This is a genomic window from Chromatiales bacterium (assembly GCA_014762505.1).
GTDB lineage: Bacteria > Pseudomonadota > Gammaproteobacteria > SpSt-1174 > SpSt-1174 > SpSt-1174.
The window spans coordinates 1-10,974 of sequence record JABURS010000006.1; the positions used below are offsets into that span (position 1 = coordinate 1).

Sequence of the window (10,974 nt, forward strand, 5' to 3'; positions counted from 1 at the left end):
AAGCCGCCGTCAGCGTGGTCTTGCCATGGTCAACGTGACCAATCGTGCCGACGTTGACGTGCGGTTTCGTACGCTCAAATTTTTCCTTGGACATAACTCAAACACCCCATCGAGTCTTTGGAAAGCGATCAAAGCAACATTGAAAATCTGGAGCCCATAACCAGAGTCGAACTGGTGACCTCATCCTTACCAAGGATGCGCTCTACCGCCTGAGCTATATGGGCCAAAACCTCGTTAACCAGAGCAAAAACCCGACGCGGCCGACGATCTTCGAACCGTCCACCCTCGGGTCGGGCCTTGCCTCTCTTTATATGGAGCGGGTGATGGGAATCGAACCCACGTATTCAGCTTGGAAGGCTGAAGTTCTACCATTGAACTACACCCGCCTTGCCGGCGCCCCGTTTCCGGGACTGCCTGAACCCATTTGACCGGGATCCGGGCCGGGCACATCACCCCGCTCCTGCAATCTGGGGAGGACACAGACCTTCGGCCTTCCGCCCTCCGGGCCGTCGCTTGCGCGACGTTGGCTCGCTTTCGCTCGCCTCGAACCTCTTATCGGTTCTCATCCTCCCCCCGGGATACCGCGGGGCGGACTTCAAGTCTGGTGGAGGGGGGAGGATTCGAACCTCCGAAGGCTGAGCCAGCAGATTTACAGTCTGCCCCCTTTGGCCGCTCGGGAACCCCTCCAGACGAAAGGCGGTAATTTTGGGGCAGTGCTCCTGCCCTGTCAACTCCAAATTACCCGCAATCCGGCTGTAGCCGGGCCGTCACCGCGCCCTCACCGCACTGTCACAAACCCCGCCTAGCATGGCTTGCGTGGCGACCTGCAGCCTATTCTGGCGCGGGGTCGCAATTGAAGCGCATTTGACGGCGAGGCACAAGATGAAGATCACGGTTTATGGCAGTGGTTACGTGGGGCTGGTCACGGGCACCTGTCTGGCAGAGGCCGGACACGAGGTGGTCTGCGTGGATATCGATCCGGACAAGATCGAGGCACTCAACCGCAACGAGATCCCCATCTACGAGCCGGGGCTGGCCTCGATGGTCGAACGAAACCGCGCAGAGGGCCGTCTGGCATTCACCCTCGATGCCGCCCAGGGCGTCCGACACGGACTGATACAGTTCATCGCCGTAGGCACCCCGCCCGAGGAAGACGGCTCGGCCGACCTGCGGCATGTACTGGATGTGGCGCGCACCATCGCCACGCACATGGATGACTACCGGGTGATCGTCAACAAGTCCACGGTTCCGGTGGGTACCGGACGTCGTGTTGCTGCGGTGGTTGCCGACACCCTGGCGCGCCGGGGCATGGACGCCGATTTCGACGTGGTCTCGAACCCCGAATTCCTCAAGGAAGGCGCGGCCATCGCCGACTTCATGCGCCCCGACCGGGTCATCGTTGGCGTCGACCGGGCAGCCTGCGCCGAACTCATGCAGGAACTCTATCACCCCTTCGTCGACCGTGCCGATCAGGTACTGATCATGGATCTGGCATCAGCCGAACTGACGAAATATGCCGCCAACGCCATGCTCGCCACCCGCATCAGCTTCATGAACGAGCTGGCCAACCTGGCCGAGCGCCTGGGTGCCGACATCGATCAGGTGCGCGCCGGCATCGGCAGTGATCCTCGTATCGGCCGGCACTTCATCTACGCGGGCTGCGGCTACGGCGGCTCCTGCTTCCCCAAGGACGTCAAGGCCCTGATCCGCACGGCGCATGGTGTCGACTACCAGCCGGAGCTGTTGACGTCTGTGGAGAACGTGAATGCGCGCCAGAAAGGGCGCCTGATCGAGAAGATCCGCCAGCATTTCGCCGGCGACCTCTCCGGCCGCCGCTTCGGTCTCTGGGGGCTGGCCTTCAAACCGAATACGGATGACATGCGCGAAGCGCCAAGCCGCCCCCTGATGGAGGCCCTGTGGGCCGCAGGTGCCGAGGTGCGCGCCTACGACCCGGTCGCCGGGCAGGCATGCCACCGCCTGTATGGCGAACGCCGGGACCTGACGATCTGCCAGTCCCGCGAGGAGGCCGTGCAGGGCGTGGATGCGCTCGTCATCGTGACCGACTGGGACTGCTTCCGCCTGACGGTGGCGGAGCTGCGCCCCCTGCTCGACTCCCCGGTGATCTTCGACGGCCGCAACCTGTTCGAACCCGACGCCATGCGGCAGGCTGGGGTGACGTATTACGGCATCGGCCGCGGAGAGAGCCTACGCGAGACCGCGCGCCACAATGGACGGCTGGACTACGCCATCGCCATGGATCGACGACCTGGCGTCCACGCCTGAGCGGAGGCCCCGCCATACCGGGATGATGGCGTCACGGCAGCGTCATCCCGGTGTCATCGCCGGGACATGCCGGCAGTACAGGCTATAGATACGTCGAACTGGGGATACCGCTCATGCATTCGATTCGCCCTGCCTCCTGGCGCCGTGTCCTGGCGGTCGATCTCGACCTGTGCATTCGCTGCAACCGCCTTGCCGCCTTCGAACCACCCCGGCGCCTCTTCGCCCTGGTCAGCCGACTGGGTGACGGCATCTTCTGGTACACGCTCATGCTGATGCTGCCGGTGATCTATGGCCTCGAAGCCATTGTCGTTTCCCTGCAGATGGCTGGCGTCGCCCTGGCCGGGCTGCTGCTCTATAAACAGCTCAAGGGCCGCACGTCGAGGCAACGTCCCTTTCAGGTCACGCCGGCCATCCAGGTCGGCACCGCACCACTCGACCACTTCTCGTTTCCCTCGGGGCATACCCTGCATGCCGTTGCCTTCAGCCTGGTGGCCGTCGGGCACTATCCGGAGCTGTCCTGGTTCCTGGTGCCCTTCACGGCCCTGGTGATGGCCTCGCGCGTCGTGCTCGGCCTGCATTACCCGAGTGACGTCATCGCCGGCGCCGTACTCGGTGCCGCCATTGCCCAGCTGAGCTTCCAGCTGATCTGAGTTACTGCTCCCGATGCACATACTGATGATCTCCGACGTCTACTTCCCTCGCATCAACGGGGTATCGACGTCGATCCAGACCTTCCGCCAGGAGCTGTTGCGCGCCGGGCATCGCGTCACCCTGATCGCCCCCCGCTATGCCGACGAGACCGAGGAGACCGACGTCATCCGCATCCCCTCCCGCGGCCTGTTCTTCGACCGCGAAGACCGGATGATGCGAGCCGGCGTGATCCGCCGGCTGCTACCGGCCCTGCGCGAGGCCGAGATCGACTGCGTGCATATCCAGACGCCCTTCGTCGCCCACTATCTGGGCGTGTGGCTCGCCCGCCGCCTGGGCGTCCCCGTCGTCGAGACCTATCACACCTACTTCGAAGAATATCTCTACAACTACATCGGCTGGCTGCCCCGGTCGCTGTTGAGGGCGGTTGCACGGCGTTTCAGCCGCACGCAATGCAGTCAGGTCCAGCGCGTGATCTCGCCGTCCCGCCCCATGCGGGATGCACTCCAGGCCTATGGCATCCGGCAACCGATCGAGGTACTGCCCACCGGACTCGGCGAGGATCGCTTCCGCCCGGGTGACGGCCGCGGCTTTCGTGCACGTCACAACATCCCGGAACACGCCCCCGTGTGCCTCAATGTGGGACGGGTGGCCCACGAAAAGAACCTGGATTTCCTGCTGCAGATGTTCGTGGCGGTGCGCGAACGCCTGCCCGATGCGATCCTGATCATTGCCGGCGAGGGCCCTGCTGCACCGCATCTGCACCGGCTGGCGCGGACGCTCGGCATTACCGATTCAGTCCGGTTCATCGGCTACCTCGATCGGCATCAGGAATTGCCGGCATGCTACGCGGCAGCCGATGCCTTCGTCTTTGCCTCGCGTACCGAGACCCAGGGGCTGGTACTGCTCGAGGCCATGGCCATGGGAATCCCGGTGGTATCAACCGCCTTCATGGGCACGCGTGACATCCTGGCCCCACGGCAGGGGGCATTGGTGCCGGAGGAGGACACCACTACCTTTGCAGAACAGGTGGTGTGGCTGCTTTCCGATCGTGGCCTGCATGACCGGCTCGCGCGCGAGGCGCGTGAATATGCCCGGGAATGGTCGGCTGCGGCCATGGCGTCACGCATGGCGAATGTGTACGAGGAACTGGCGGATACCGCGACGGAGGAACAGCAGGCATCCGGGCCACGTGCGGCGGAGGAAGGTTGAGACCGTGGGCAGAGGAAGAAGGTTGGTGCCGACAGAGGGACTTGAACCCCCAACCTACTGATTACAAATCAGTTGCACTACCAATTGTGCTATGTCGGCACGATGTCGCGATTGTACTGGATGGGCTGATACCCAGCAATTGACCTTCCGGCCGACCTCAGGGCTGGCGCTGATCGCAGTCGCGCGCGATACGTTGCAGGGACTCGGTGTCGGTCGTGGCATGCTCCCAGATCTGGGCTGGCACCCGGTTCTCACCCTGCTCATCGTAATCCAGCCAGTAGAGCTTGCGGGTGCGATAGCGCACCGAGGTGAGCGCCTCGTATCCTAGCGCCGCAATCTGGCGCGTACGCCGGTCCGCCCGCTGCGGCTCGCTGAACAGGCCGAGCGACACGGCATTCACGTAATCGCCATTGGGTACCACGTAGTAGTCCTTCACACCCTTGTCGGCAAGTTCGCGCGTCACGGCCAGTGCCGCACGCCGCGACTCGAACTGGGGCAGATAGACCCAGTAGCCGGCGATCTCCTCTTCCTCGCGCTCGCGGGTCCCCACAGAAACCCCCTCGGCCTCGATGAGGGCCGCCAGCGCCAGCGCCGATTCCTCGCTGCGCAGCGGGCCCAGCGTATAACAGCGTCGCGCCGTCTCCATCGGAGACTCGGCCGGGCTCTCTGTCACCGGCTCGACCGGTGTCTTGGCCTCAGCGACGGCACCGCTCTCTCGTTCGGACAGCAGCAACAACGGCTCGACATCGGCCAGCACGCGCGCCGGTGGCGCCGTTTCCGCCCGGGGAAAGGTATGCTGCCAGCCCCAGTAGGCGAGGTTGAGCAGCACGAGCAAGACGAACAAATATCGCATCAGGTATCCGCATAAATGGCCAGCCCTTCCAGGACCAGCTCTGGGTGCCCATGGTACCGGTGTTTCAGCAGGGGCTCTAGCGTCGGTCCATCACCCCCCGTGATCACCAGGGTCGGTGCCGCGGGGAAGGCGGCCGCCATGCGTTCGACGATGCCATCGATCGCCCCTGCCAATCCATAATGAGCGCCACTGGCCACTCCGGCGGCCGTGTCCTTCCCGAACACTTCACTACTGTCTGCAGCCTCAAACTGCACACCCACTGTCCCCGCCATCAACGCCGATTGCATCAGCGCGCGCCCCGGCAGGATGGCCCCGCCCAGGTGCACACCCTCCGCATCGACGGCATCCAGCGTGACCGCCGTGCCGCAATCCACCACCACGAGCGGCCCCGCGTACCGCGCATGAGCGGCGACCATGGCGAGGAAGCGGTCACAGCCCAGCCGCTGCGGCTCGGCGTAGGCAACACGAATCCCCCCGCCGGCTTCTGGCGTGTTAATGACCTCCACCTCGGGCAGTCCCGCTGCACTGATCGTGCGGGTAACATCGTCCATGCGGCCTGTGCCTGCCACACTGGCTACCACGACACGGTGGATGCGGTCTCGCGGGCAGCGAGCCAACAGCGCCGACAGGGTCGCGGTATCACCGGTCGTGAAATTCCCCAGCATGGCGAGTTCACCGTTATCGCCAATCGCCCATTTCTCACGGTTGTTGCCGATATCTGCCAGCAGCATCATTGCGCTGTCCTCACGCTCACCTCCCCCGAAGAGAACCTCAGCACGCGGTCCTCACAGGCCAGCTCCAGTCGCCCCTGAGTATCGATGCCAAGGACTCGTCCCCGTGTCACCCGGTCCCCCTGATGCACGTCGACCAGCTGCCCCTTCACCAGGTCATGCGCCTCCCATTGCTCGGCAAACCCCTCGAAGCCGGACTGGGCGTACCGTTGGCAGGCGGAGATGAGGGCCGTCAGGGCCAGTCCTGCGAGCGCATTACGACCCGGCGCCCCCGGCCCCATCGCAGTCTGGATATCTGCCCAGGGCTGATCGATCTCGGCGGCTACCGCCACAGGCATGGACCAGTTGAGCCCGAGACCGATGACCACGGCACAGGGCCCTTGCTGCTCTCCCGCCAGTTCCAGCAACAGTCCGCCCAGCTTGCGCCCCTGCCAGTAAAGATCATTTGGCCACTTCACCCCGTGATCGCTGAGCCCCTGCCGGGCCAGTTCGGCGGCCAGTTCACTGGCGACAGCAAGACTCAACAAACCGAGCGCAGTGGCCGGCGCATGGAACTGCCAACGCAGGGACAGGTAGATGTTGGCCGCAAACGGCGAGATCCATCGACGGCCACGGCGACCGCGCCCGTCCGTCTGAAATTCGGCAAGCACCGCAGCCCGCACCGCCTGATGAGGCTTAAAAGCCTCTGAGAGATGACGGTTCGTCGAACCCAGCACCGGCACGACCTGAAGATCATTCAGCATCTCCAGGCAGGCTGGGGCAGTCGAACGGCGAATCTCATCGACATGCAGACGCTCGATCGGGCGGGCCAGTCGATATCCCCTGCCCCGCACCTTGTCGATCGGCACGCCAAGAGACTCCAGGCGCTGGATGGCCTTCCAAACGGCCATGCGCGAAACGCCGTAGCGACCGGCCAGGGCCTCACCGGAGCAAAATCGCTCGGGGGTCAATTCATCAAGAATATCGAAAGGATCCGGCATCTTGGCTATTCTACGTATCTCTGCGACATAAACGGGAAACCGACCGACATCATGACGCCATGGCGCCCAACCGGCAATCGACTTCGAAACCCTGCTGCTCAGGGCCTGCTCGCCCTCGTCATCGGCAGCATGTCACTCGCTGGCACGGCACAGGCCGAGCTCTATATCTACAAGGAAGACGATGGCACCACCTGGATTACAGACCGAAAGTTGCACGAACCCGGGAGGTTCGACTTCCAGGGCTACTATGGGCGTCCGACCGCGACCCGTTCCTGCCATGGCGTGACACCGGAGATACTCGAGCAACGCGCCCGGCCGCATGCCAGCCTGTTGCGGCAGCATGCCCGCCAGCACGGCGTCGACGATCTGCTGATCAAGGCCATCATCACGGTCGAATCCTGTTTCGATACCCAGGCCGTCTCGCGCGTTGGCGCCGAGGGGCTGATGCAGCTGATGCCTGGCACGGCTGCCATGCTGGGGGTCACGGATAGCTTCAATGCACAGCAGAACATCGCCGGCGGGGTACGCTACTTCGCGCAGATGCTGCAGCGCTTCGACGACGACACCCAGCTCGCACTCGCGGCCTACAACGCCGGCCCCAGCGCCGTCAGCCGATATGGCGGCATACCCCCGTATCGCGAAACCCAGGGCTACGTGAAGAAGGTATTGCGCTACTACCAGCAGTACCTGGAGCAATATGCCGCCAAGGCAAGCCCCTGAGAAACGACACTTACTCCCTTGCAGACACACGCGCATTTACTGCAGGCGCGGCAACCTACAGACAAAAAAATACCCGGTCACGATCGTGACCGGGTATCCGTTTTAAGCGCCTGGCAGTGACCTACTTTCGCATGGGGAAGCCCCACACTATCATCGGCGCTAAGGCGTTTCACTTCCGAGTTCGGTATGGGATCGGGTGGTTCCACCTTGCTATTGCCGCCAGGCAAACTGGCTCAATCGCCCCGCCAATCGGCGAAACGAAGGAATTCGGGGATAGATTGCATTGGTTCAAGTCGTTACGACCAGCACCCAACTGCTTGGGTGTTATATGGTCAAGCCTCACGGGCAATTAGTACTGGTTAGCTTCATGCGTTACCACACTTCCACATCCAGCCTATCAACCTTGTAGTCTTCAAGGGCCCTTCAGGGAGCTCAAGGCTCCAGTGAGACCTAATCTTGAGGGGGGCTTCCCGCTTAGATGCTTTCAGCGGTTATCCCGTCCGTATATAGCTACCCGGCAATGCCACTGGCGTGACAACCGGAACACCAGAGATACGTCCATCCCGGTCCTCTCGTACTAAGGACAGCTCCTCTCAAGTCTCAAACGCCCACGGCAGATAGGGACCGAACTGTCTCACGACGTTCTAAACCCAGCTCGCGTACCACTTTAAATGGCGAACAGCCATACCCTTGGGACCGGCTTCAGCCCCAGGATGTGATGAGCCGACATCGAGGTGCCAAACACCGCCGTCGATGTGAACTCTTGGGCGGTATCAGCCTGTTATCCCCGGAGTACCTTTTATCCGTTGAGCGATGGCCCTACCACGAAGAACCACCGGATCACTAAGACCTGCTTTCGCACCTGCTCGACGTGTCTGTCTCGCAGTCAAGCACCCTTATGCCTTTGCACTAAACGCGCGATTTCCGACCGCGCTTAGGGTACCTTCGCGCTCCTCCGTTACTCTTTGGGAGGAGACCGCCCCAGTCAAACTACCCACCACACGCTGTCCTCGATCCGGATCACGGACCTAAGTTAGAACTTCAAACAAACCAGGGTGGTATTTCAAGGTTGGCTCCACCGGAACTGGCGTCCCGGCTTCAAAGCCTCCCACCTATCCTACACAAGTTTGTTCAAAGTTCAGCGTGAAGCTGTAGTAAAGGTTCACGGGGTCTTTCCGTCTAGCCGCGGGTACACTGCATCTTCACAGCGAGTTCAATTTCACTGAGTCCCGGGTGGAGACAGTGTGGCCATCGTTACGCCATTCGTGCAGGTCGGAACTTACCCGACAAGGAATTTCGCTACCTTAGGACCGTTATAGTTACGGCCGCCGTTTACCGGGGCTTCGATCAAGAGCTTCGCCGAAGCTAACCCCATCAATTAACCTTCCGGCACCGGGCAGGCGTCACACCCTATACGTCCACTTTCGTGTTTGCAGAGTGCTGTGTTTTTAATAAACAGTCGCAGCCACCTGGTCTCTGCGGCCCCCAACAGCTCAAAAAGTAAATTTCATCACCGTCAGAGGCGTACCTTCTCCCGAAGTTACGGTACCATTTTGCCTAGTTCCTTCACCCGGGTTCTCTCAAGCGCCTTGGGATTCTCACCCTGCCCACCTGTGTCGGTTTGGAGTACGGTCGCTTACTACCTGAAGCTTAGAGGCTTTTCCTGGAAGCATGGCATCAACAACTTCGTTCCCGTAGGAACTCGTCATCACCTCTCAGGATTGTGGACCCGGATTTGCCTAAGTCCACTCCCTACTGGCTTGAACCGGACACCAACTGCCGGCTTGCCTAGCCTTCTCCGTCCCCCCATCGCAGTAATAAGCGGTTCCGGAATATTGACCGGATTCCCATCGACTACGCATTTCTGCCTCGCCTTAGGGGCCGACTCACCCTGCTCCGATTAGCGTAGAGCAGGAAACCTTGGGCTTTCGGCGGACGGGTTTTTCACCCGTCTTATCGTTACTCATGTCAGCATTCGCACTTCCGATACCTCCAGCAAACCTTACAGTTCACCTTCGCAGGCGTACGGAACGCTCCTCTACCATGCATACAAAGTATGCATCCGCAGCTTCGGCACGTGACTTAAGCCCCGTTGAATCTTCCGCGCAGGCCGACTCGACTAGTGAGCTATTACGCTTTCTTTAAAGGGTGGCTGCTTCTAAGCCAACCTCCTAGCTGTCTATGCCTTCCCACATCGTTTCCCACTGAGCCACGATTTTGGGGCCTTAGCTGGCGGTCTGGGTTGTTTCCCTCTCCACGACGGACGTTAGCACCCGCCGTGTGTCTCCCGTGATTGCACTTCCTGGTATTCGGAGTTTGCAATGGTTTGGTAAGTCGGGATGACCCCCTAGCCATAACAGTGCTCTACCCCCAGGAGTGAGACACGAGGCGCTACCTAAATAGCTTTCGAGGAGAACCAGCTATCTCCGGGCTTGATTAGCCTTTCACTCCTATCCACAGCTCATCCGAATCTTTTTCAACAGATCCCGGTTCGGTCCTCCAGTGGGAATTACCCCACCTTCAACCTGGCCATGGATAGATCGCCCGGTTTCGGGTCTACTCCCAGCGACTAAGTCGCCCTATTCAGACTCGGTTTCCCTACGGCTCCCCTATGCGGTTAACCTTGCCACTGAAAGTAAGTCGCTGACCCATTATACAAAAGGTACGCAGTCACATCCGAAGATGCTCCCACTGCTTGTACGCATACGGTTTCAGGTTCTATTTCACTCCCCTCTCCGGGGTTCTTTTCGCCTTTCCCTCACGGTACTGGTTCACTATCGGTCAGCCAGGAGTATTTAGCCTTGGAGGATGGTCCCCCCATGTTCAGTCAGAGTTTCACGTGCTCCGACCTACTCGATTTCACCTGATCAGATTTTCGGATACGGGGCTATCACCCACTATGGCCGGCCTTCCCAGACCGTTCTCCTAATCTTTCACAGACTTAAGGGCTAATCCGCGTTCGCTCGCCGCTACTGACGGAATCTCAATTGATTTCTGTTCCTAAGGGTACTTAGATGTTTCAGTTCCCCTCGTTCGCTTCACATACCTATGGATTCAGTATGTGATACCTGCCTTATGACAGGTGGGTTTCCCCATTCGGAAATCTCCGGGTCAAACAGTTGTTTGCCACCTAACCGGAGCTTATCGCAGGCTACAACGTCCTTCATCGCCTCTGGCTGCCAAGGCATCCACCGTGCACGCTTCGTCACTTGACCATATAACCCAAAACAGTCATACAGCCGCAACGATTAACGATACGCACCAAATAGACACAAGTGTCAGATAAACTTCTAACGCTTGTATTCCATTGGAATACTTGGACTTTCTCATTTCCCAGATTGTTAAAGAGCTTCCCGAAGGTGAACTTCAGGACCGGATTAAAAAACCGGTAACAAATAATTCAGACGAATCACTTGTTACCGGCTTCTTTTATGCCGGACAACAACAGACAAGCAAACGTGTGGGTCCCTGCTTGGGCAGGCACTCAAGTCGTTAAGGAGGTGATCCAGCCGCAGGTTCCCCTACGGCTACCTTGTTACGACTTCAC

At 60.4% G+C, this 10,974-nt stretch carries 8 protein-coding genes, 4 tRNA genes, 2 rRNA genes and 1 other RNA gene; 4 read left to right on the forward strand and 11 right to left on the reverse strand.

From position 1 onward, the window contains the following. The 5 genes from HUJ28_00090 to HUJ28_00110 form a co-directional block, all read right to left on the reverse strand. The coding region (locus tag HUJ28_00090; protein MBD3617869.1) for an elongation factor Tu at positions 1-94 on the reverse strand (94 nt) is incomplete at its 3' end. Between the two features lie 54 nt (positions 95-148). Then, positions 149-224, reverse strand: a tRNA-Thr gene (locus HUJ28_00095). An 88-nt stretch (positions 225-312) separates the two neighbouring features. Continuing rightward, positions 313-386 (reverse strand) — tRNA-Gly (locus tag HUJ28_00100). Positions 387-460: 74 nt separating this feature from the next. Beyond that, a non-coding RNA gene (locus HUJ28_00105) (RtT sRNA) lies at positions 461-587 on the reverse strand. A gap of 15 nt (positions 588-602) precedes the next feature. Continuing rightward, positions 603-687, reverse strand: a tRNA-Tyr gene (locus tag HUJ28_00110). Between the two features lie 195 nt (positions 688-882). On the opposite strand from HUJ28_00110, the gene HUJ28_00115 reads away from it, so the two are divergent. From HUJ28_00115 to HUJ28_00125, 3 genes are all read left to right on the forward strand, one after another. Further along, a complete protein-coding gene (locus HUJ28_00115) occupies positions 883-2,283 on the forward strand; it encodes a UDP-glucose/GDP-mannose dehydrogenase family protein (GenBank protein ID MBD3617870.1) in 1,401 nt (466 codons plus the stop codon). Positions 2,284-2,396: 113 nt separating this feature from the next. After that, a complete protein-coding gene (locus HUJ28_00120; protein ID MBD3617871.1) occupies positions 2,397-2,933 on the forward strand; it encodes a phosphatase PAP2 family protein in 537 nt (178 codons plus the stop codon). A gap of 13 nt (positions 2,934-2,946) precedes the next feature. Then, positions 2,947-4,143: a glycosyltransferase gene (locus HUJ28_00125; protein MBD3617872.1), complete on the forward strand. Its 1,197-nt coding sequence runs from the start codon at positions 2,947-2,949 to the stop codon at positions 4,141-4,143. A 23-nt stretch (positions 4,144-4,166) separates the two neighbouring features. On the opposite strand, the gene HUJ28_00130 is transcribed toward HUJ28_00125, so the two are convergent. The 4 genes from HUJ28_00130 to HUJ28_00145 form a co-directional block, all read right to left on the reverse strand. Continuing rightward, positions 4,167-4,242 (reverse strand) — tRNA-Thr (locus HUJ28_00130). Positions 4,243-4,300: 58 nt separating this feature from the next. Continuing rightward, positions 4,301-4,996 (reverse strand): SPOR domain-containing protein, encoded by a 696-nt coding sequence (locus HUJ28_00135; GenBank protein MBD3617873.1) that lies wholly within the window; start codon positions 4,994-4,996, stop codon positions 4,301-4,303. Then, positions 4,996-5,730 (reverse strand): type III pantothenate kinase, encoded by a 735-nt coding sequence (locus HUJ28_00140; GenBank protein MBD3617874.1) that lies wholly within the window; start codon positions 5,728-5,730, stop codon positions 4,996-4,998. Before HUJ28_00140 ends, HUJ28_00135 begins: the two co-directional genes overlap by 1 nt. Beyond that, positions 5,727-6,707 (reverse strand): biotin--[acetyl-CoA-carboxylase] ligase, encoded by a 981-nt coding sequence (locus HUJ28_00145; GenBank protein ID MBD3617875.1) that lies wholly within the window; start codon positions 6,705-6,707, stop codon positions 5,727-5,729. Before HUJ28_00145 ends, HUJ28_00140 begins: the two co-directional genes overlap by 4 nt. 51 nt (positions 6,708-6,758) lie before the next feature. Here HUJ28_00145 and HUJ28_00150 point away from each other — a divergent pair, with 51 nt between their 5' ends. Then, positions 6,759-7,427, forward strand: a complete 669-nt coding sequence (locus HUJ28_00150) for a lytic transglycosylase domain-containing protein (protein ID MBD3617876.1) — start codon at positions 6,759-6,761, stop codon at positions 7,425-7,427. Positions 7,428-7,535: 108 nt separating this feature from the next. On the opposite strand, the gene rrf is transcribed toward HUJ28_00150, so the two are convergent. Beyond that, positions 7,536-7,651: ribosomal RNA gene (gene rrf / locus HUJ28_00155) — 5S ribosomal RNA — on the reverse strand. Positions 7,652-7,735: 84 nt separating this feature from the next. Further along, a 23S ribosomal RNA gene (locus HUJ28_00160) occupies positions 7,736-10,649 on the reverse strand. Between the last annotated feature and the right edge of the window lie 325 nt (positions 10,650-10,974).